Source organism: Roseomonas elaeocarpi (assembly GCF_042433915.1).
GTDB classification, from domain to species: domain Bacteria; phylum Pseudomonadota; class Alphaproteobacteria; order Acetobacterales; family Acetobacteraceae; genus Roseomonas; species Roseomonas elaeocarpi.
The window spans coordinates 163,212-184,743 of the sequence record NZ_JBHLUN010000017.1; the positions used below are offsets into that span (position 1 = coordinate 163,212).

General features: G+C 73.0%; 18 protein-coding genes. 11 read left to right on the top strand and 7 right to left on the bottom strand.

What is annotated here, in order from left to right; all coding sequences use genetic code 11:
- Positions 1–2 precede the first annotated feature (2 nt).
- Complete coding sequence (gene atpC, locus ACFFGY_RS21240) at positions 3–416, top strand: ATP synthase F1 subunit epsilon (RefSeq protein WP_377046538.1); 414 nt, start codon at positions 3–5, stop codon at positions 414–416.
- A 97-nt stretch (positions 417–513) separates the two neighbouring features.
- Here atpC and ACFFGY_RS21245 read toward each other — a convergent pair whose 3' ends face one another.
- A complete protein-coding gene (locus ACFFGY_RS21245) occupies positions 514–1,449 on the bottom strand; it encodes a 2-hydroxyacid dehydrogenase (RefSeq protein ID WP_377046539.1) in 936 nt (311 codons plus the stop codon).
- Positions 1,450–1,570: 121 nt separating this feature from the next.
- Between ACFFGY_RS21245 and ACFFGY_RS21250 the strand changes: the two genes are divergently transcribed.
- Genes ACFFGY_RS21250 through ACFFGY_RS21260 form a run of 3 tightly spaced genes read left to right on the top strand, consistent with a single transcriptional unit; the run spans position 1,571 to position 5,450 of the window.
- Positions 1,571–2,437, top strand: coding sequence for a ferritin-like domain-containing protein (locus tag ACFFGY_RS21250; protein WP_377046540.1), 867 nt, complete (start codon positions 1,571–1,573; stop codon positions 2,435–2,437).
- Positions 2,353–3,633: an endo-1,4-beta-xylanase gene (locus ACFFGY_RS21255; protein WP_377046541.1), complete on the top strand. Its 1,281-nt coding sequence runs from the start codon at positions 2,353–2,355 to the stop codon at positions 3,631–3,633. The genes ACFFGY_RS21250 and ACFFGY_RS21255 overlap by 85 nt, the downstream gene beginning before the upstream one ends.
- Before the next feature lie 53 nt (positions 3,634–3,686).
- On the top strand, positions 3,687–5,450 hold the full coding sequence (locus ACFFGY_RS21260; RefSeq protein WP_377046542.1) for a tetratricopeptide repeat protein: 1,764 nt from the start codon (positions 3,687–3,689) through the stop codon (positions 5,448–5,450).
- Here ACFFGY_RS21260 and ACFFGY_RS21265 read toward each other — a convergent pair.
- The 6 genes from ACFFGY_RS21265 to ACFFGY_RS21290 all read right to left on the bottom strand — a co-directional run bounded on the left by ACFFGY_RS21265 (position 5,414) and on the right by ACFFGY_RS21290 (position 12,831).
- Positions 5,414–5,944 (bottom strand): RNA pyrophosphohydrolase, encoded by a 531-nt coding sequence (locus tag ACFFGY_RS21265; RefSeq protein WP_377046543.1) that lies wholly within the window; start codon positions 5,942–5,944, stop codon positions 5,414–5,416. The genes ACFFGY_RS21260 and ACFFGY_RS21265 overlap by 37 nt on opposite strands.
- Positions 5,941–7,023 (bottom strand): divergent polysaccharide deacetylase family protein, encoded by a 1,083-nt coding sequence (locus ACFFGY_RS21270; RefSeq protein ID WP_377046544.1) that lies wholly within the window; start codon positions 7,021–7,023, stop codon positions 5,941–5,943. Before ACFFGY_RS21270 ends, ACFFGY_RS21265 begins: the two co-directional genes overlap by 4 nt.
- A 420-nt stretch (positions 7,024–7,443) precedes the next feature.
- Positions 7,444–8,850 (bottom strand): S41 family peptidase, encoded by a 1,407-nt coding sequence (locus tag ACFFGY_RS21275; RefSeq protein WP_377046545.1) that lies wholly within the window; start codon positions 8,848–8,850, stop codon positions 7,444–7,446.
- 38 nt (positions 8,851–8,888) lie between these two features.
- Entirely contained in the window at positions 8,889–10,136 is a 1,248-nt protein-coding gene (locus tag ACFFGY_RS21280; protein WP_377046546.1) for a murein hydrolase activator EnvC family protein, read from the bottom strand.
- Between the two features lie 80 nt (positions 10,137–10,216).
- Positions 10,217–11,749 carry a 2,3-bisphosphoglycerate-independent phosphoglycerate mutase gene (gene gpmI, locus ACFFGY_RS21285; protein ID WP_377046547.1) on the bottom strand — a complete coding sequence of 511 codons (1,533 nt, stop codon included), beginning with the start codon at positions 11,747–11,749 and terminating at the stop codon, positions 10,217–10,219.
- A gap of 44 nt (positions 11,750–11,793) precedes the next feature.
- A complete protein-coding gene (locus ACFFGY_RS21290; RefSeq protein WP_377046548.1) occupies positions 11,794–12,831 on the bottom strand; it encodes an MBL fold metallo-hydrolase in 1,038 nt (345 codons plus the stop codon).
- Positions 12,832–12,982: 151 nt separating this feature from the next.
- On the opposite strand from ACFFGY_RS21290, the gene ACFFGY_RS21295 reads away from it, so the two are divergent.
- From ACFFGY_RS21295 to ACFFGY_RS21325, 7 genes are all read left to right on the top strand, one after another.
- Positions 12,983–13,837 (top strand): TVP38/TMEM64 family protein, encoded by an 855-nt coding sequence (locus tag ACFFGY_RS21295; RefSeq protein WP_377046549.1) that lies wholly within the window; start codon positions 12,983–12,985, stop codon positions 13,835–13,837.
- Between the two features lie 108 nt (positions 13,838–13,945).
- Positions 13,946–14,584, top strand: a complete 639-nt coding sequence (locus tag ACFFGY_RS21300; RefSeq protein ID WP_377046550.1) for a sigma-70 family RNA polymerase sigma factor — start codon at positions 13,946–13,948, stop codon at positions 14,582–14,584.
- 5 nt (positions 14,585–14,589) lie between these two features.
- Positions 14,590–15,027 (top strand): hypothetical protein, encoded by a 438-nt coding sequence (locus ACFFGY_RS21305; protein ID WP_377046551.1) that lies wholly within the window; start codon positions 14,590–14,592, stop codon positions 15,025–15,027.
- On the top strand, positions 15,024–15,551 hold the full coding sequence (locus tag ACFFGY_RS21310) for a periplasmic heavy metal sensor (RefSeq protein WP_377046552.1): 528 nt from the start codon (positions 15,024–15,026) through the stop codon (positions 15,549–15,551). Before ACFFGY_RS21305 ends, ACFFGY_RS21310 begins: the two co-directional genes overlap by 4 nt.
- Positions 15,548–16,981, top strand: a complete 1,434-nt coding sequence (locus tag ACFFGY_RS21315; protein WP_377046553.1) for an efflux transporter outer membrane subunit — start codon at positions 15,548–15,550, stop codon at positions 16,979–16,981. Before ACFFGY_RS21310 ends, ACFFGY_RS21315 begins: the two co-directional genes overlap by 4 nt.
- 1 nt (position 16,982) lies before the next feature.
- A complete protein-coding gene (locus tag ACFFGY_RS21320; protein ID WP_377046554.1) occupies positions 16,983–18,359 on the top strand; it encodes an efflux RND transporter periplasmic adaptor subunit in 1,377 nt (458 codons plus the stop codon).
- Positions 18,356–21,529, top strand: a complete 3,174-nt coding sequence (locus ACFFGY_RS21325) for an efflux RND transporter permease subunit (protein WP_377046555.1) — start codon at positions 18,356–18,358, stop codon at positions 21,527–21,529. Before ACFFGY_RS21320 ends, ACFFGY_RS21325 begins: the two co-directional genes overlap by 4 nt.
- Positions 21,530–21,532 lie beyond the last annotated feature (3 nt).

Here is a 21,532-nt window from a genome sequence, read left to right on the forward strand (position 1 = left end):
CCATGGCCGCCACCTTCGAACTGGAGCTGGTCAGCCCGGAGAAGCTGCTGCTGTCGCGCCCGGTCGAGATGGCGACCATCCCGGCCTGGGAAGGCGACATGGGCATCCTGCCCGGACACTCGCCGATGGTGGTCGCCCTCAAGGGCGGCATCATCCGGGTGCGCGAGAACGGGGCGGAGACCGAGCGGCTCTTCGTGATGGGCGGCTTCGCCGAGATCACGCCCGAGCGCGTGACGGTGCTGGCCGACGAGGCGACGCCGGTGACCGAACTGTCCCGTGCCGAGGCCGAGTCGCGGCTGAGCGAGGCGGAAGCCGCGCTGACCGCCGCGGCGGCCGAGCCCGAGGCGGTGCGCGACCGGGTGATGGACCGCCTGCTGGCGGCCCGCGCCATGCGCGACGCGGCCAGCGCCGCCTGACAACGACCCGGCCGCCCACCGGCCGGAACGGCTGAACCGACGGGGCCGCGGAGGAATATCCTCCGCGGCCCCGTTGCTGTTCAGGGCATGGATCTGTTCAGGGCACTGGCGTCACGAGGGGCCGCCCCTCGAAGAAGGCCGCGAGGTTGCTCATCAGCAGCCTGAGGCCGGCCGCCACGGCATCCGGCGAGCGGCCGGCGACGTGCGGCGTGAACAGGAGGTTCGGCGCGCTCAGCAGCTCCGCCGGCACATTGGGCTCCCCATCCAGCACGTCCAGGCCGGCGCCCGCGATCGTGCCGCCGTGCAGGGCGGCGGCCAGGGCCGCGTTGTCCACCACGCTGCCGCGGCCGACATTGACCAGGAAGCCCTTGGGTCCCAGGGCGCGCAGGACCTCCGCATCGACGATGTGCCGCGTCTCAGGCCCCCCCGGCGCCACCGCCACCAGGAAGTCCGAGGCCTCGGCGAGGTCGCGCAGGCTCGCGTGGTAGCGGTAGGGCACGTCGTCCCGCCGGTGGCGGTTGTGGTAGCCGATCTCCATGCCAAAGCCCTCGCCCCGGCGGGCAACGCCCAGGCCGATGCGCCCCAGGCCCAGGATGCCCAGCCGCTTGCCGGCGACGCCCGGCCGCATCCGGCGCGAGGCGTCCCAAAGGCCTTCCCGAACCTGCCGGTCGGAATGGAGCAGGTCGCGTGCGACCCCCAGCAGCAGAGCGAAGGCGTGGTCCGCCACCGCCGCGTCGTTGGTACCCGGCCCATGCGCCACCGCGATGCCGCGCGCCCTGGCCGCGGCGAGGTCGATGTTCTCGAAGCCCGCCCCCACCGCGATGATGATGCCGAGTGCTGGGAGGAGCTCGATCTCCGCCGCCTGCACGCCGATGGAGCCGTTGGTCACCAGGGCGCGGATCTTCGGCCCGTGCGCCGCGATCACGGCCGCGCGCTCGGTGGCGCCGGGGGCGTAGTGCACCTCGCCCAGGCTGCGGAGGCTGCCCAGCCTTGCCTCCGAGGATTCCACCATCACGAGGATGTCCGTTGGCATGCCGTCGCTCCGTCCTTCCGGAAAGCCCAAGCAGCCGTGACTTGAAGCGCCGGCGGGTTCAAAAGACAATCCTCCTCCGGCACCGACTGCGCCGGCCCCTTCCGGGAACCGAACAGACAGCATGAAGCACTGGCACCTCGAACAGATCGCCTGGGACAGTTTCGACCGCTCCAAGCTCGATCCCGCGATCATCCCGCTGATCAAGGCGGCGGCGATGGTGGAGAAGAACGGGCTCGACTACGCGATCTACCTGCGCAACGTTTTCGTGGGCGACCCTGACTTCAGCCAGGCCGCCGACAACTGGGCGGTGGAGGAAGTGCAGCACGGCGACGCGCTGGGCCGCTGGGCGAAGCTGGCCGACCCGGACTGGGACTTCGACGAGGCTTTCCGCCGCTACCGCGAGGGCTACAAGATCGAGACCAAGGTCGATGCCTCGATCCGTGGATCGCGCACCGGCGAGCTGATCGCCCGCTGCATGGTGGAGGTCGGCACCTCCTCCTACTACACCGCGCTGGGCGACGCGACCGAGGAGCCGGTGCTCAAGCAGGTCTGCCGGCTGATCGCGGCGGATGAGTACCGCCACTTCAAGCTCTTCTACGACCATATGAGGCGCTACCTGGCGCGCGAGAAGCTGAGCTTCCTCCAGCGCCTCAAGGTCGCGGCCGGCCGCATCGGAGAGAGCGAGGATGACGAGCTGGCCTTCGCCTACCACTGCGGCAACGACGCGGAGGGCGCGACCTACAGCCACGAGCGCTGCATCGCCCAGTACATGGGCCGCGCCATGCGCTTCTACCGCTACCGCCACATCGAGCGCAGCATGGGCATGGTGTTCAAGTCGATCGGGCTGGAGCCACGCGGCCGCATGTCCGACCTCGCGGCCAAGGGGGCCTGGAAGCTGCTCAAGTGGCGCCGGGGCCGCTACGAGCAGCAGCTGGCGAAGGACGGCGCGGTGAACGACGACACGCCCGCGCGGCGGGTGGCAGCCTGAGCCTGGACCTCCGCCGCCGGGCCCTGCTGCATTCGGCGCTGCTGGCGGCCGGTGTCGCGCCCGCCTGGGCGCAGACCGGCCCGGCCCAGGGAGGCCAAGGTCCAGCAAGCCAGGGGCAAGCCGCTCCGGCGACGGGTGGTTCCGCTGCCGGGCAGCCGGGCCGGGAAGGTCCGGGCCTGGGCGAGGTCGCCCGCGACCACGGCCTGCGCTACGGCGCCGCGGTGCAGGCCGCCATGCTGGAGCGCGACGCGAGCTACGCGCGGGCCTACGAGACCGAGTGCGCCCTGCTGGTGCCGGAATACGAGGGCAAGTGGGCCGCGCTCCAGCCGGCGGAAGGAAAGTTCGACTTCCGCGGCCTCGACGCGCTGACGGGCTGGGCCCGCGCGAAGAACAAGACCGTGCGGGGCCACGCGCTGGTCTGGCACAACGCCATGCCCGACTGGCTGACCGCCGCCCTGGCGGAAGGGCCGGACCGGGCCAGGGCGCTGCTGGACGCGCATATCAGGACGGTGCTCGACCACACCCGCCCCACGATCCGCGAATGGGACGTGGTGAACGAGGTCGTGGCGGACCCGCCCGGCAGCGACACGCCGCAGTCGACGCCCGGGGACCTGCGCGACAGCCCCTGGCTGCGGGCGCTGGGGCCGGACTACATCCCGCTGTCCCTCCGGCTGGCGCGGGCGCAGGACCCGACGCTGCGGCTGGTGCTGAACGAGTACGGCGTCGAGGAAGAAGCGCCGCACTGCCTGGAAAAGCGCCGCCGGCTGCTCGACCTGGTGCGCAGCATCCGCCGCGCCGGCGCGCCGCTCGACGCGGTGGGACTGCAGGCGCACCTGCAGATGGACCGGCCCTTTAACCCGGCCTCCTTCACCACCTTCTGCCGTGCCCTGGCGGCGGAAGGCTTGGGCGTGCTGATCACCGAGCTCGACGTACGGGAGTCCTGGCGCGTGCCGGACGGCTACCCGGCGCGCGACCAGCTGGTGGCCGACAGGGTCCGGTCCTTCGTGGACGCCGCCCTGGCGGGCGGGGTGAAGACCTTCCTGACCTGGGGCCTGATCGACCGCTATTCCTGGCTGGTCACCGATCCAGGCGTGAAGCGAGCCGATGGTTTGCTGCACCGCGGTCTGCCGCTGGACTGGGAGGGCAACCGCAAGGTTTACTGGCAAGCCATGGTGGACGCCTTCCGCAGCGCTTGACCGCCGGCGCTCCGGCGCGCGCCGCGCCGTCGGCATCCGGGGGAGGGGACGGGTTGCCCAGCATCGCCTTCTGCATCTTCGGCCAGCTGCGCGACGAGCACCTGTCCTTTCCCCAGACAGCGCGGATCGCGCGGGAACTCGGGGCCACGGTGTTTCTCAGCACCTGGCGCCGGCGCGGCACCAAGGCGGCCGGGGCGGCCTACCCGTCGCAGCTGATCCGGATGTTTGGCGCCGAGGTGGCCTTCGCCGTGCCGCGCCCCATGCAGGCGCGCTTCCACGTGCTTCTGCCGGAACTGGCGCCACGTCTGGAGGATGGCAGCCGGGAGGCCAGCGAGGACGAGCTCCGCCGCTACTTCCCCGAGGCGGTGATCGACCTCGAGGACGAGAGGCTGCACCTCGACTTCGAGGAAGCGACCGTCGACCGCAACAGCCTGCGGATGCTCTACAAGGCCTGGCGCTGCAACGCCCTCAAGCGGGCCGAGGAAACGCGGCGGGGTCGGCGCTTCGACATGGTGGTGCGCTTCCGGCCCGACGTGGTGCCGCCAGCCCCCGGAGCCCTGCCGCCGGTGAAGGAGTTGGAGCGTGCGCTCTACCTCCTCGCGGGCGGGTGGCGGCCCGGCCACGCGCAGGACCAGCTCACCGTCTGCTCCTCGCGGGCGGCCGACATCACCGCGGCGCTGTTCGGGCAGGCGGTGCTGTCGGTCGACCGGCCCTGGCGCGGCGTCCATGCGGAGCTGCACGACCAGGTGCTGCGAACCGGGCTGGAGGTGCGCGGCCTCCAGCTCGGACAGGGCATCGTGGAGGACTTCGCGCGCCGTCACCCGCGCAACCGGGCGATCCTGCTGGAGGAGCTGCACCGGCAGCCGCCCGGCGCGGAGGCTGCCGGTGGCGCGGACTGGGGGCGTCTCACGGCCATCCTGGAAGCGGCCACCGCGGTGGCAGATGGGCGACTGGCGGCGGCGGAGGCGGCGCTGGATACGGTGGCGCGCACCGACCCGCCCCTGATCCTGCTGGAATGCCTCGTTTCCGTGGCCGCCGACACGGCGCGGGCGCGTGGCCGGCCGGAGGAGGCCGCGGCGCTGCTGCTGATCCGCCTCTTGGCCGGGCTGGTGCTCGACGGACCCGGCCTCGCGCGCGTGGGGGAGTTCATGAAAAACGTTCCCCGCTTCGTGGAGGTGGCGCGCACGCTGCCGGCCATCCCGCCGCTCCGTCGGGGCGCGCTGGGGGAGTGGATCACGGCCCAGCTGCCGGGCGGCGCGGCGGCATCGGCCTGGGCGGCGCTGTGCCGGCACGCGCCCGAACCCGCCCTCGACGACGCCTTCGACGCGCTACGCCCGGCGGTGGAGCAGAGCGCGGAATACCGTGAAGCCCGCTTCTGGCAGGCCTTACGGGACGGGAGATGGGACGACGCGCGCCTGGAGGTGGAGGCGCTGCGGGAACTCGGTGCCGAGGGTTGGCGCGTCAGCAACCTCCTGAGCCTCTACCATCGGGAGCGTGGCGAACTCGCGCTCGCGCGCGAGGCGGCCCAACTGGCCGTGGCGGAGCGTCCGGAACTCTGGGACCTCCGGACGCGCCTCGCACGGATCGAGGCACTGCGCGGCGACCGCGCCGCGGCCCTCGCGCAGACCGGGGCGGCCATGGAACGCGGCGGGGACAGTCATACCTGGATGCTGCACGCGCAGCTTCTGCATGACGAGGGCGAACGGGAAGCCCTCCAGCGGCACACCGAGGAGGCCTGGCGACGCTTTCCCGACGACGCGGTGCTGCGCGAAGGCCTGCCTCAGCTGCTGGGCGGCGAGGCTCCGTCGCCGGGCTGACCCGCCACCGGCACGGCGAAGCGGGCAAAGCTCCGCACCAGCGTTTCGTAGATCGGCCGCTTGAAGGCCACCGCGAGGTCCGGAAGCTCCTCCAGTGCTGCCCAGCGCCAGGCGTCGAATTCCTGGTGGGCGTCGGCATCAAGGCGGATGTCGCTGTCCTGACCGGTGAAGCGCAGCGCGAACCAGCGCTGCCGCTGCCCGCGCCACTTCCCGCCCCAGACCACCCCGACGAGGTGTTCCGGCAGGTCGTAGTGCAGCCATTCCTCGTGCTCGGCCAGGATCTCGGCGCGATCAGTGCCGATCTCCTCCGCCAGCTCGCGCAGCACGGCGGCGCGGGGGCTCTCGCCCTCGTCCATGCCGCCCTGGGGAAGCTGCCAGGCGCCGCTGCCGGTCTCGCCGCGCCCGGGCTGCGGCGCGCGGCGCGCCACCAGGACGCGGCCCTCGTGGTTGAACAGCACCGCGCCGACATTGGGCCGGTAGGGCAGGTCGCTCATCGCGCGGCATTCTCCCGTGGGGTTTCGGAGACGGCGGCCCCCGCGACGGGCCCCGGCCCCGCCGCCGGGTCGGCGCCGCGATCGGGTCGGCGCAGCATGGCGGTCACGGGCGCCAGCACGAGGCCGCGCTCTTCCAGCCCGGCCGCCCAGGCGGACAGGCGTTCCACCAGCGCCGGGGTGGGATCGCCCGCGATGCCCAGGGCCGCGCCGCGTTCCCGCGCTACCTGTTCCAGCTCCTGGAAGCGGCGCTCGATCCCGGCGCGGGTCGCGGGCTCATCCAGCACCACGTCGACGGTGCGGCCCCAGGCCCGCGCCGCCCGTCCCGCGGGCGCCGCGGTGGGGCGCGGATCGACGTAGAGCAAGCCGCGGTTGCGCAGCACGTCCTGCACGCCGCCCAGCAACTCCGGCGACTGCGCGAAGCGCTCGCCCCGCATCGAGCCCAGCGCGCCCACGGCGCCGACATAGCCCTGCAGGCGCGCCATGGCCCACATCAGCCGGTCCGCGTTTTCCGCGGCCGACAGGGTGGTGAGCAGCGCCTTGGGCCCGGGATCATCGAGCGGGTAGCCCGCGGGCTCCAGCGGCAGCGCCACCAGCATCTCCATGCCGCGCTGCCGCGCCGTGTCCGCCAGCGGCGCGATGCGGGTGGCGTAGGGGCTGAAGGCCAGGGTCACGGCGGGCGGCAGGCGCCGGATCGCGCTCTCGCTCAGGGCGTTGTTCAGGCCGATATTGCCCAGCACCACGGCCACGCGCGGCCTGGTCTCGTCGCGCGGAAAGGCGCGGGCGTAGGTGCGGATGGCGGTTCGCCCGTCGGCACCGGTTTTCGGCAGCGGGCCGTGGCGGGATGCTTCCTGCAGGGCCGGGTCCGGCGGCGTGATCGGCGGCACCACGAAGGGCTGAGGCGAGGCGGCGACCGGTGCGGGCGCCACCGGTGCCGCGGTTGCCGGCGCGTCCGGAATCGTGGCGGCAGGCGTTGCGGCGGCGGGCGCGCCCTGGGGCCGGGGCGTTTCGGCGGAAGCAGACTGCGTCGTTCCGGCACCGGGCGGCGCCGAGCCGTCCGCCACCAGGCCAGGATCGGACAAGCCAGGATCGGACAAGCCAGGGGCGGATGGGGCCGGGGCTGCCTGGTCAGGAAGTGCGCCGTCAGGAGGCGCCGGGTCGCGAACCGCCGGAGCGGCGGCCTGCGTGGGATCAGCGGGAGTGGCCGGCGCCTGCGCGGCAGTGACCTCGGGCGAAGGTGGCGCGACGCTCGCGGTACCCGGGGAAACGGTTTGCGGGGTGTCCGCCGGGGTGCCCAGTGGGGTGCCCTGTGGAGCGCCCCGGGCCTCCTGCCCTGTCTGCGCGACCCGCACCGCGTCCGGCGGCGGGCCTAGGAACTGCAGCACCCCCGCGGTGCCGCCCGCCACGAGCAGCACCGCCGCCCAGAACCAGCCGAGCGGCCGCCAGGACCCGCCCGGAGGCGGCGTCCTCCCCGTCGATCCGCTCACCGCTTCAGGACGCGCTCAAAGGTTGCTGGCGCGGCGCTGCTGCGGCGGCTGCGGCGCCGGCGCGGCCTGGGGGGTGCCCATGCCGCGCACCAGCACCAGCGCCTGCTGCAGCTGGAAGTCGGTTTCCGGCTTGGTGGGGTCGAAGGCCGGCGCGTTCTCGGCCGGAGTGTGCTGGATGCGGTCCAGCAGCCCCTGCGGCAGGTTCAGCGGCGGCAGCGGCGCCACCGGGTGCTGCGGCGTGGTGTCCTCGTGCCGCAGGGCGCGGCGCAGGTCGGCCTCGCGGTCGCGCACGGCGGTGTCCTGGCGCTGCGCCAGCACCTCGACGTCGGGCTCGATGCCGGTGGCCTGGATCGAGCGACCCGAGGGCGTGTAGTAGCGTGCCGTGGTCAGCCGCAGCGCGCCGTTGCCAGGCAGCGGCATCACCGTCTGCACGCTGCCCTTGCCGAAGGAGCGCACGCCCAGCACCACCGCCCGGCGGTGATCCTGCAGGGCGCCCGCCACGATTTCACTGGCCGAGGCCGAGCCGGCATTGGTCAGCACCACGATCGGCAACCCCTGCGCGATGTCGCCCGCGCGGGCGTTCCAGCGCTGGCTGTCCTCGGGTCGGCGGGCGCGGGTGGACACGATCTCGCCCTGGTCGATGAAATCGTCCGACACCTGGATCGCCTGATCGAGCAGCCCGCCCGGGTTGTTGCGCAGGTCCAGGATGATGCCCTTCAGCCCGCCGCTGGCCTGCTGCCGCAGCTGCTGCAGCGCCTTGCGCATGCCGGCATCGGTCTGCTCGTTGAACGAGGTCAGGCGGATATAGGCGACGTCGTTGCCCTCGAGGCGGGAGCGCACGACCTGCGGGCGGATCACCTCGCGCGTCAGGTTCAGCTCGATCGGCGCCGGCGTGCCCTCGCGGCGGATGGTCAGCTTGATGGCCGTGCCGCGCTCGCCGCGCATCTGCTCCACCGCGTCCTGCAGCGACATGCCCTGGACCGAGGTGCCGTTGAGGTTGGTGATCAGGTCGCCGGGCTTCACGCCGGCACGCGCCGCGGGCGTGTCGTCGATCGGCGAGATCACCTTGACGTAGCCGCCCTCCTGGCTGACCTCGATGCCCAGCCCCCCGAACTCGCCGCGGGTCTGCACCTGCATGTCGCGGAAGTTGCGCGCGTTCATGTAGGAGGAATGCGGGTCGAGGCCCTGCAGCATGCCGTTGATCGCGTTCTCGACCGCGTCGCGGTCGTTCACCGGGTCGACGTATTCCGCCCGCACCCGCTCGAACACGTCGCCGAACAGGTTCAGCAGCTTGTAGGTGTCTTCGCGGTTCGAGGTCTGTGCCCAGGCCTGCACCACGGGCGAGGTGAGGAGCGGGCCCGCGACGGCCCCCGCGGTGAAGGCCACCGCAATACCCGTCATGGTCCGGAACTTGCGCCGCATCCGCTGCGTGCTCCCCGTGTCCTGAGTTTCCAAAGCCGCTACCCCAACCGGCCGGAGGCCAGCCAGGGACGCGGATCGACCGCCTGCCCCCTGCGCCGCAACTCGACGTAGAGGCTGGGGCGCCCGGATCCGGGTCGTCCCATCACGCCAACCGCCTCGCCCGCCGAGACACGCTGTCCCACCGTGGCATCCAGACGGTCCAATCCAGCAAGGACCACATGATATCCGCCGCCACAATCCACGATCAACAGGAGGCCATAGGAACGAAATGTATCAGCGAACACCGCGCGGCCCGAACAAGGGCTGACCACGCGCGCCCCGGGCGGCGTGGACCAGGTCTGCCCTGCCGTGCCGCCGGCCCCGAATTCCGAGGTGACGCGGCCGGCCACCGGCAGGGCGCGCCCGTTCGCCGCCGGCAGCGAGGCCAGCGCCTCGTCCTCGTCCGGCGCCTCCTCGTCGGGCTTTGGCGCGCTACGGGCGGCATTACGCACCGCGGCCGCCGCCGCCCGGTCCGCCGCCGCCTGCTGCGCGGCGGCGCGCTCCGCCGCAGCCTTGGCGGCGGCCTCGGCGCGCGCGCGGGCCGCTTCCTCGCGCTCCAGCCGCGCCAGGGCGTCGTTGAGGTTGCGGGCCCGGGCGGCGCTGTTTGCCGCCTCCTGCGCCGCCTTGTTCTGCCCCTGGTCGGCTTCGCGCCGGTCGGAGCGCGCCTCGGCCAGGCCCTTTTCGACCGTCGCCACTGCCGCGGCGGCGCGGTCGCGGGCCGCCAGCAGGGCGTCGCGCTCGCTCTGTGCCTGCGCCGCTGCCGCCGCGGCTTTCGCGCCGGCCGCGCGATAAGCGGCGGCCTCCACCGCCAGCTGCCGGCCGAGGCTGCGCAGCACCAACGCGCCGCGCAACGCGTCCTCCGGCGGCACTGGCAACGCCAGCAGGGTTTCCGAGGGCCAGGCCGACAGCCGGCGCATCGCGGGCAGCAGCGGCGCCAATCGCGCCGCCTGCTCGTTCAGGGATTCCTGCGCCGCCTGGGCCTCGTGGTTGGCGGCGTCCAGCCGGGCGCGCGCCTGGTCCACCGCGTCCTCGGCCGCCACCGCCTGCCGCCCGGCCACGGCGCGCTGCGCCGACAGCGCGGCCTCCCGCGCCCGGGCCTCCTTGGCGTTGCGGGCCGCGGCGTCGGCGGCGTCGCGCGCCTGCGCGGCGTCCCGCTGCGCGTCCTGCACCGAGCGGCGCGTCGGGGCGGGCTGGCCGGCACCGCCCAATAGGAGGGGCAGCAGCGCCAGCAGCAGGCCGGCCGTCACCCGGCCGCCGGAACGCGGGGTTTGCGCCCCGCCCTCGCGGCCTCGCGCCGGGGCTTTCCGCGGCCGGGCGGCGGAAGGCATCAGCCTCCGCCGCGCAGGATCAGGCTTTGCCCGGTCATCGCCGCCGGCTGCGCCACGCCCATCAGCGCTAGCAGGCTCGGCGCGAGGTCGGCCAGCCGCCCATCGCGCAGCGACGCGCCCGCCGGGCCGCCCAGCAGCACCACCGGCACCGGGTTGGTGGTGTGCGCGGTGTGGGGGCCGCCGGTCACCGGGTCGCGCATCAGCTCGGCATTGCCGTGGTCGGCGGTGACCAGCAAGGCGCCGCCCACGTCACGGATCGCCGCGGCGATGCGGGCGAGGCCGCTGTCCGCCGCCTCGCAGGCGCGGATCGCGGCGGCCAGGCTGCCGGTATGGCCCACCATGTCGGCATTGGCGAAGTTCAGCACGATCAGGTCGTACTGGCCGGAGCGGATCGCGGCCTCGGCCTTGGCGGCGAGCTCGGGCTCCGACATCTCGGGCTGCAGGTCGTAGGTCGCGACCTTGGGCGAGGCGACCATGATCCGGTCCTCGCCGGGGAAGGGCGTTTCCTCGCCGCCGTTGAGGAAGTAGGTGACGTGGGGGTACTTCTCGGTTTCCGCCATGCGCAGCTGTTTCAGGCCGGCGGCGGACACCACCGCGCCCAGGATGTCGGCCATCGACTGCGGTGGAAACATCGTGGCGAGGAAGGGGTCCAGCGCCTCGGAATACTGGGTCAGCGCCGCGGCCGCCACGAAGCGCGGGCGGACGGGGCGGTCGAAGCCGTCGAAGCCGGGGTCCAGCAGCGCCGCCATGATCTGGCGCACGCGGTCCGCCCGGAAGTTGAAGCACAGCACCGCGTCGCCATCGCGCATGCCGGCGTAGTCGCCGATCACGGTGGGGGGGATGAACTCGTCGGTCACGTCCGCCCCGTGCGCCGCGGCGATGGCGGCGGCCGCTTCGGCGAAGCGCGGCCCTTCGGCCATCACCATGGCGCGCCAGGCCTTTTCCACCCGGTCCCAGCGGCGATCACGGTCCATGGCGAAGTAGCGGCCGGAGATCGTGGCGACCCGCGCCCCCGTCGGCAGGGAGGGCTCGAACCGCGCCAGGTAGTCGGGCGAGGCGCGTGGCGGCGTGTCGCGCCCGTCGGTCCACAGGTGCAGGGCCACCGGGACGCCCGCCGCCGCCACGATCCGGGCCAGCGCCAGACCGTGGTCCTGGTGGCTGTGCACGCCACCCGGCGACAGGAGCCCCAGGAGGTGCAGCGTGCCGCCGCTGTCCCGCAGCCGGTCGATCACCCTCCGCAAGGCCGGATTGGCGGCGATGGAGTTGTCGGCCACGGCGGCGGTGATGCGCGGCAGGTCCTGCATCACGATGCGCCCGGCGCCGATGTTGAGGTGCCCCACCTCGGAATTGCCCATCTGCCCGTCCGGCAGCCCGACATCGGCGCCGGAGGTGCGCAGGAAGGCGTGCGGGCAGCTGTTCCACAGCTCGTCGAAGCAGGGTGTGCGCGCCTGGAGGACGGCGTTGTCGGCCACTTCCTCCCGCCAGCCCCAGCCATCCAGGATCACCAGCATCGCGGGCTTGGGCGTCGGCATGGAGGGTGCGCTCCTCGGCGGCATGGGCACGGAAGAAAAAGGGCTTAGCGCCCGGGGGCGGTGCTCGCCAACCACCCCGTGGGGTTTTCCCCGCCAGCCGTGAAGGCGGCCGCCACCTCGGCCAGCATCCGCGCTTCCTCGCCTCGGTAGCGGGCGGAGAAGTGGAAGGGCTCCAGCCGCAGCGCCCCGGCCGCGCGCGCGATCTCGCCCGCGGCGCGGGTGGTGAGGTGGCCGCGGCGCGAGGCCACCGCGGCATCGGCGGCCGCGAAGGCGGACTCGAGGAACAACAGGTCGGCGTCGCGCGCCAGCGCCTCCACCGCCGCCCGGTTCGCCGGCGTGTCGGCAAGGTCGGTGCAGTAGGCCAGCCGGAAGCCCGGCGACACCGTGGCCAGCGACCGCAGCTCGCCCAGCGGCCGGCTCTCGCCATCGCCCAGCGGCAGTGGGTGGCTGTCGGGCAACCCCTCGAGCAGGGCGCGCTTCAACCCGTTGATCCAGGGCCCCGGACGCAGGCCCGCCTGCTCGATCGCCACGCGCGAAACATTCGCGGTGGCGTCCTCCTCCAGCCGGTAGCCGAGGCAGGCGACGCCGTGGTGTTCCAGCGTGGCGGCCCGCACCGCGAGGCCGGGCAGGCGCAGCGCCACCCCGTCGGCGGGAGCGGCCTCCGCCGCCAGGGGTTCCGCCCGGAAGCCGGTGGCCAGGCGGAAGCGCGCGTGGCGGCGGGCGCCGTCGGCGTCCAGCTCCGTCACCTCGAACTCCAGCGCCGCCTCGTAGAGCCCGGCCAGGTCCCAGGCATAGCCCAGCAGCTTGTGCCCGATCCGCTCGATGATGCCCGGCGGCCCCAGCAGCGGCAGCCGCTTTTCCCGCCCCACCAGGTAGCGCAGCAGCGTGTCGAAGCCGATCAGGTGATCCATGTGGGCGTGCGTCACCAGCGCCGCGTCCACCCGCAAGAGGGCGGCCGCCGGCAGCCGGTGCAGCTCGCCCAGGTCCAGCAGCAGCGCGCGGCCGCTGAGCGGCGCCTCCACGAAGAGCGACGGGTCACCGAAGCGGCCGTTCACCAGGCTGGCTTGAAGGGGAGGGCGCATCGGCTCCGGAAACAGGGGCGGCAGAGCGGGGAAGGCAGGAACCCCCGGGGTGCAACATCCGGGTTGCCCGCATCATAGGCGCGCCGTCGGCCCGCGGTCACGCATCCCGCGCGCCGGCGCCGCGTTGCCGAAGCCGGAAGGGTTGGCAGGCATGGGGCAGGATAGCGGGACGGAACCCCGGGGTGGCGGGTCGGAGGCGGGCGCCCGCGCGGCGGCCGAACAATCCGCCTCCGCACCGGCGTCGGTGGAGGCGCACGCGCCCGAGGCCCGCCCCCGCGGGCGCCTCCGGCGGGCGCGTGGCTGGACGCGCTTCTGGCCGCTGCTGCTGCTGTTGCTGGGCGGCGGCCTCGCCTATTTCCTGGGCCTGGGCCGCTACGCCAGCCTGGGCGCGCTGGCGGAATACCGCGAGGCCCTGCTGCTGCTGGTGGCGACCCGCCCCTTCGAGGCCGTGCTGCTCTACCTCCTGGTCTATGCCGCCGCCACGAGCTTCTTTCTGCCCGGCATGCCGCTGACGCTGGCGGGCGGCTTCCTGTTCGGACCCTGGGCCGGGATCCCGCTGGCGGTGTGTGGCGCGACGCTGGGCGGCTGCGTGCTGTTCCTGGTCACCCGCTCGGTTTTCGGGCCGATGGTGCTGAAGCGCGCCGGCAATCTGGTGGAGCGCCTGCGGCCGGAGCTCGAGCGCGACGGCTTCTGGTACCTGATGTCGCTTCGCTTCCTGCCGGTGGTGCCCTTCTGGCTGGGCAACGTCGCCGCGGCGCTGGTGGGCATGCGCTTGGCCGTCTTCGCCGGGGCCACGGCGCTGGGCATCCTGCCGGGCACCGCGGTCTTTGCCTGGATCGGCGCCGGGCTGGGCGAGGTCTTCGACCGCGGCGGGGCGCTGGACCTTTCGGTGGTGCTCTCGCCCCTGGTCGGGCTGCCCTTCCTGGTGCTGGCCGGGCTGGCGCTGGTGACGACCTGGTGGCGGCGGCGCAATGCCGAGGAGCAGGACCCCGAGCCACGCGCCTGAAACAGGCTGAAACCTTTCGGCCTACAAAAAGACATGGAAAGCGTGTGGGTTCCCGCGGCCGGGAGCGTATCAGCAGACGAAACCCTGAGGCTGGCTTCCATCGCAACCATGACCACCTTCGCCCTGCCGGGCATCTTTCCGGGCTGGATCGAGACCTTTCTGCGACGTGACGCCATCGCAACGCCGGGCCGGACGCCCCCGCTGGACCGCGACCGCGCGGCGGCCGCGGACGAGGTGCTGATCGGCTGGACCGCCGGGGGCGATCGCCTGGCCTTCGACGTGCTGGCCGCGCGCCACCTCGCGCGCCTGCACGCGGTGGCGCTGCGCATCACCGGCAACCCGGCCGAGGCGGAGGAGATCGCGCAGGAGGCCATGCTGCGCGCCTGGCAGCACGCGGCGCGCTTCGACCCCGATCGGGCACGGCTGGGAACCTGGCTCTACCGGATCGCCGCCAACCTCGCGATCGACCGGGCGCGGCGGCCGGGCTTCGCGACGCTGGAGGGCGTGCCCGACCTGCCCGACCCGGCGGAGGACCCCGAGGCGCGGCTGCTGGCCCGCGAAGACCGCGCCGCCCTGCTGGCCGCGCTGGAGGAGCTGCCCGCGCGCCAGCGCGCCGCCCTGGCGCTGAGCTACGATGCCGGGCTCAGCGGGGCCGAGGCCGCCGCGGCGCTCGACGTGTCGCCGCGCGCCGTGGAAGGGCTGCTGCGCCGTGCCCGGCAGTTCCTCCTGTCGCGGCTGAAGGGTTGACGCTGGTGCAACTCGAAGGTTTTCGCGACCGCCTCCACCGGCACGGCGCTTCGCTCGACCGCTGGCCGGCAGCCGAAGCCGCCGCGGCGCGCGCGCTGCTGGCCGGTTCCGCCGAGGCACGGGCCGCGCTGGGGCGGGCGCAGCGCCTGGACGCGGCCATTGGCGCCTCGCTGCCGCCGCTGGAACCCGCCCGGCTGGAGCAGATGCGCCAGGGCCTCGCCGCGCGGGTCGCCCGGATGCCGCTGCCCGAAGCGCCCACGGCGGCCGGGCGGCTCTTGGCCCGGCTGCGACCGGCCCTGCCGGTGGGGTGCGGCGCCCTGGCCACGCTGGCGGCTTGCGGGCTCTGGCTCACCCTGGTCCAGCCGCTCGACGCGCTGCCGGCGGGCGCGGCCGACCCCCTGGCGGCGACCGAGGTTCTGGCGCTGGCCGAGGCGGTGCCATGAGGCGCCCATCGCTCGCGGTGCTGGGCCGGGTGCTGCTGGGCGCCTCGCTCGCCCTCAACCTAGTGCTGGGGGGGCTGTTGCTGATGCGCGACCGTTCCAGCCCTTCGCCGAACCCCCGTCGCCTGCTGGCCCGCGTGGAGCGCCTGCTGCCCGAAGCGGACCGCGCCGCCTTCGAGCGCGAGGTGGCGGCCCGGCGCGAGGAGATGGCGGCCGCGGAGCGCCGGATCCGGCAAGGGCTCGCCCCGGTGCGCGACGCCATCGGCGCGCAGCCCTTCGACCCGGCGGCACTGCGCGCGGCGATGATGCAGGGACGGGCGCCCTGGAACGATTTCAGCAACCTCTTCGACGATACGCTGGTGCGCGCCCTTTCGGCCATCTCGCCCGAAGGACGGCAGCGGGTCGCGCAGGACATGCCCGGACCCGATCGGAACAGAGCCGACCCGGACACGGCCGAAAGGCGGGATGGCGACCGCGACCACGACCGTGAACGCACTGGGCAGGACGGAAGGAAGACCACCCATTGATATCCCGAACCTCCATCGCGGCGACCGGGCGCCGTCCCGCGTCGCACCCGGCCGGCTGCGCCCGCCCGGTTCTGGCGGTGTCGCTGCTGCTGGCGCTCGCCGCCTGCGGGCCGAAGCCACCCCCGGTGAGTTCGGGGCTTGAAACGCCCGCGCAGTTCCGCGAGGCCGCGAACACCGCCGCGCGCTGGCCAGACCCGCAGTGGTGGACCGGCTTCGGATCGCCCGAGCTGAATGCGCTGATGAACGCCGCGGCGGCCGGCAACTTCGACCTCAACGCCGCGCAGGCCCGCGTGCGGCAGGCCGACGCGCAGCTGCGCATCACCGGCGCCTCGCTGCTGCCGACGCTGGACTTCAGCGCCGATGCCAGCCAGCAGCACAACAGCGGCTACGGCCGCACGCGCGGCAGCAACAACGCCATCAAGAGCCTGGCGCTCCAGGCCAGCTACGAGATCGACTTCTGGGGCAAGAACCGCAACGCCACCGAGGCCGCGCGGCAGAGCGCCATCGCCAACCGCTACGACGTGGGCGTGGTCACGCTCACCACCGAGGCCTCGCTCGCCAACACCTATTTCCAGGTGCTGGAAGCGCAGGAGGAGTTGCGCACGCAGCTCGACAACCTCGACGCGGCGCAGCGCACCCTTGCCATCGTGCGCGCCCAGTACGCCGCCGGCACCGCGACCGGCCTCGACGTGGCGCAGCAGGAAACGCTGGTGGCGCAGCAGGAAGCGGCCGTGCCGCCGCTGCGCCAGACCATTGGGCAGAACATCAACTCGATCGCAACGCTGGTGGGACAGACGCCCGAAAGCTTCAAGGTCGAGGGCGGCCGGCTCGATCAGCTACGCATCCCCGAAGCCTCGCCCGGCCTGCCGGCGGAGCTGCTGGCGCGCCGCCCCGACGTGCTGCTGGCCGAGGCCAACCTCGCTTCCGCCAATGCCGACATCGCGGTGGCGCGGGCGTCGCTGCTGCCCTCCGTCACGCTGACCGGCAGCGCCGGCTTCCAAACCCTGTCGCTGGCGAACCTCATTACGCCGCAGGCGCTGGTCTACACCGTGGCGGCCGGGCTGACGCAGTCGGTCTTCGCCGGCGGCGCGCTGCGCGGCCAGGTGGCACTGTCCGAGGCGCAGGCCGAGGAGCTGCTGGTGGAATACCGCCGCGCCATCGTGGAAGCGCTGGTGGACGTGGAGAACGCCATCATCGCCTATCGCGAAACCACCGAGCAGGAACGGCGCCGCCAGACGGCGGTGGAACGTGCCGAGCAGGCCTACAATATCTCCACCGCGCAGCTTCGCGCCGGCACCATCGACCTGATCACGCTCATCAACACGCAGCAAACGCTGTTCACCGCGCGCACCAGCCTCGTGCAGGCACGCCTCCAGCGTTTCCAGGCCGCGGTCGGCCTGTTCCGCTCACTCGGAGGAGGCTGGAACTGAGATGCCCGACTCTCTGAACCGCGACCCCATGAACAACGACAGCGACGACGCGACCCGAGGTTCCCCGATGCCCCGCTCCCGCGCCCCGCGCCTGCTTCTTCTCCTCGTGCTGATCGCCGCGGCAGGAGGCGGTGGCTACTGGTACTGGCATCACCGTGAGGCGGCGCAGACACAGGCGGCGAATGGGGCGGCTCCTGGGGCAGCACCCGGCGGCCGCGCGGGTCGCCGCGGGGCGGGCGGCCCAGGGGGAGGCCCGGGGGGCGGGGCGGGCGGCGCCGCCGCCGTGCCGGTGACGGCTGCGGCGGCGGAACGAAAGGACCTGGCGCTCAGCCTCGACGCGCTGGGCACGGTGACGCCGCTCAACAACATCACCGTGCGCTCGCAGGTCGACGGCACGCTGGTGGAGGTCGCCTTCACGGAAGGGCAGGAAGTCAAGAAGGGCGACCTGCTCGCCCGCATCGACGACCGCACCTACGCCGCGGCGCTGGCGCAGGCCGTGGCCAAGAAGGCCTATGACCAGGCGCAGCTCAACAACGCCCGCGTCGACCTGCAGCGCTACCAGGGGCTGCTCGCCGCCAACGGCGTGACGCGGCAGCAGGTGGACACGCAGCGCGCCCAGGTCGCGATGTACGAGGCGCAGGTGGCGCAGGACCAAGCCTCGATCGACAGCGCCAAGACCCAGGTGGACTACACCGTGATCCGCTCGCCCATCGACGGGCGCGTCGGCCTGCGGCAGGTCGATCCGGGCAACCTCGTGCGCTCCTCCGACAGCAGCGGGCTGGTCACGGTGACGCAGATGCGGCCCATGACCGTGATCTTCACCGTGCCGCAGCAGGAACTTGGCCGGCTTCTCGCGGCGCAGGCGGCAGGACCCGTGCCGGTGGAAACCACCACCGCCAACGGCCAGAACCCCGGCGCCAAGGGCACGCTGATGACGGTGGACAACACGGTCGACGCCACCACCGGCACCGTCAAGGCACGCGCCAGCTTCCCCAACGAGGACGGCAAGCTCTGGCCCGGCGCCTTCGTCAACCTGCGCATGCGCATCCAGACCGTGCCGGACGCGGTGGTGGTGCCGCTGGTGGCCGTGCAGCAGGGCCCCAACGGCCCCTACCTCTTCGTGGTGAAGGCGGACAACACCGTGGAACAGCGGTCGGTCACGCTGGGATCGCTGACGGAAACGCAGGCGGCGGTCGCCACCGGCCTGCAGCCGGGCGAGCGCGTGGTGACCTCGGGCGGGTTGCGCCTGAACCCCGGCACCGCCGTGGCGGTGGCGCCACCCGCCGGCACGACGCCGGTGGCCGAGGCCGCGACGCCGCCGGTGGGCGCGGCGTCCTCGGGCAACCGGTCCCGCCGCGCCGGGGGTAGCACGCCGTGAACATCGCCGCCCCCTTTATCGCCCGGCCGATCGCGACCACGCTGCTGGCCGTGGCGGTGCTGCTGGGCGGCATCTACGGCTACCTCCAGCTGCCGGTCTCGGCCCTGCCGGAGGTGGACTTCCCCACCATCGAGGTCTCGACCCAGCTGCCCGGCGCCTCGCCCGACACGGCGGCGCTGCTGGTGACCGCGCCGCTGGAACGCAACCTCGCGCAGATTTCCGGGCTGACGGCGATGAGCTCGACCTCCGGCCCCGGGGTCAGCCGGATCACGCTGCAGTTCCGCCTCGACAAGAGCATGGACGAGGCATCGCAGGACGTGCAGGCGGCGCTGGATGCCGCGCGCGGCACGCTGCCCTCCACGCTTCCCTACCCGCCGGTCTACAACAAGGTGAACCCGGCGGATCCCGCGATCATGACGCTGGCGCTGACCTCGGACACGCTGCCGATCACGCGGCTGAGCGACACCGCCGACACGCTGCTGGCGCAGAAGCTGGCGCAGGTCAGCGGCGTCGGCCGCGTCACGGTGCAGGGCAACATGCGCCCGGCGGTGCGGCTGCGGGTCGATCCGGCGCGGCTCGCCTCCTACGGCATCGGCATGGAGGCGGTGCGCACCGCCGTCAGTAACGCCAACCAGAATTCGCCCAAGGGATCGCTGGACGGGCCGCGGCAGGCGGCCACCATCCTGGCCAACGACCAGATCAACAACGCCGCCGAGTTCGCCGACGTCATCATCGCCTACAGCAACGGCGCGCCGGTGCGGCTGCGCGATGTCGGCACCGCGGTGGAAGGGCTGGAGAACGACCGCAACGGCGCCTGGTTCAACGGTCATCCCGCGATCCTGATCGACGTGCAGCGCCAGCCCGGCGCCAACATCGTGGAAACGGTGTCACGTATCCAGGAGCTGCTGCCGCAGCTGACCGCCGCCATCCCGGCGGGGGCGCGGCTGGCGGTGGTGTCGGACCGCACCGAAACCATCCGCGCCTCGGTGGAGGAGGTGCAGATCACCCTGGTGCTCGCCGTGGTGCTGGTGGTGGCGGTGATCTACCTGTTCCTGGGCTCCGGCCGCGCCACGCTGGTGCCGGCGGTGTCGCTGCCGCTGTCGATCGTGGGCACTTTCGGCGTCATGTCGATGATGGGCTACTCGCTCGACAACCTGTCGCTGATGGCACTCACCATCGCGACCGGCTTCGTGGTGGACGACGCCATCGTCATGATCGAGAACATCGTCCGCCTGATCGAGGAAGGGGAACACCCGCTCGCCGCCGCGTTCAAGGGTGCGCGGCAGATCACCTTCACCATCATCTCGCTGACCGTGTCGCTGATCGCGGTGTTCATCCCGCTGCTGTTCATGAGCGGTGTGGTGGGCCGGCTGTTCCGGGAATTCGCCGAAACGCTGACCGCCGCGGTGCTGGTGTCGATGGTGGTCTCGCTGACGCTGACGCCGATGATGTGCGCGCTGGTGCTGCGCCCGCACAGCCAGCCAGGCCGCGTCGCCCGCTGGGTGGAGGGCGGCTTCGAGCGGATGCGCGGCGGCTATGCCCGGATGCTGCGCGTGACGCTGCGCCACCAGGCGCTGACGCTGCTGGTGGCGCTGCTGACGGTGGCGGTCACCGGCTGGCTCTACGTGGTGGTGCCCAAGGGCTTCCTGCCGCCGCAGGACACCGGCTTGATCCAGGTCACCACCGAGGCGCCGCAGGATGCCTCCTTCGCCCGCGTGGCGGACCTGCAGCAGCGGCTGGCCGCCGCCGTGCGCGCCGACCCCGCCGTGTCCTCCGTGTCGGCGGTGGCCGGCGCCACCGCCACCAACCCGGCGCAGAACACCGGCCGGATCACCGCCGTGCTGCACCCGCGCGGGGAACGCGACGCCACGGCGCAGGGGATCATCGCGCGCCTGCAGCCCAGGCTGGCCGAGGTCACCGGCGGCGTGAGCTACCCGGTGGCCGTGCAGGACATCCAGATCGGCACGCGCATCACCACGACGCAGTACCAGTACACGCTGACCGATTCCGACGCCAACGAGCTCGCGCAATGGGCACCCAAGGTGCTGGACCGGCTGCGCCAGATCCCCGGCCTGCGCGACGTGGCCAGCGACAGCCGCCAGGACGGCGTCCGCATCACCGTGGAGGTCGACCGCGACCGGGCCGCGCGGCTGGGCGTGACCATGGCGGCGGTGGATGCGGCGCTCTACAACGCCTTCGGCCAGCGCCAGATCTCGACCATCTACGGCCAGACCAACCAGTACCGCGTGGTGCTGGAAGCCTCCGACGACATCCGCACCAACCCCATGGCGATCGGCCAGCTGCGCGTGAGCGCCACCGGGGTGGCCAGCAGCGCCACCAACACGACCGCCTCCTCGTCTTCCAGCTCCGCCACGACGGAGGCCAGCACCTCCGCCAACGGCCAGGTGCCGCTGGGCGAGATCGCCACCTTCACCCGCACCCGCGCGCCGCTGCTGATCTCGCGCGAGAACCAGTTCCCTGCGGTCACGCTCAGCTTCAACCTGGAGGAAGGCACCTCGCTGGGTGACGCGGTGGACGCGGTGGAGGCGGCGCAGCAGGAGATCGGCCTGCCCGACACCATCACCGGCAGCTTCAGCGGCGACGCGGCGGAGTTCAGCTCCTCGCTGTCGGGGCAGCCCTGGCTGATCCTGGCGGCGGTAGTGGTGATCTACATCGTGCTGGGCGTTCTCTACGAGAGCTTCATCCACCCGATCACCATCCTGTCCACCCTGCCCTCCGCCGGCATCGGCGCCCTGCTGGCGCTGCGGCTGTGGGATCTCGACCTGTCGGTGGTGGGGCTGATCGGCATCATCCTGCTGATGGGCATCGTGAAGAAGAACGCGATCATGATGATCGACTTCGCCCTGGAAGCGCAGCGCGAGGGCGGCCTTTCGCCGCGCGACGCGATCGAGCAGGCAGCCCTGCTGCGCTTCCGGCCCATCATGATGACCACCGCCGCGGCGCTGCTGGGCGCGCTGCCGCTGGTGCTGTCGCACGGCATCGGCTCGGAGCTGCGCCTGCCGCTGGGCGTGTCGATCGTGGGCGGGCTGCTACTGAGCCAGGTGATCACCCTGTTCACCACGCCCGCGGTGTACCTCGCGCTGGAATGGGTGCGCGCCCGCGTCGAGCGCTGGCGCGGCCACCCCGCCGCCCCGGCCGCGGCGGAGTAGCGC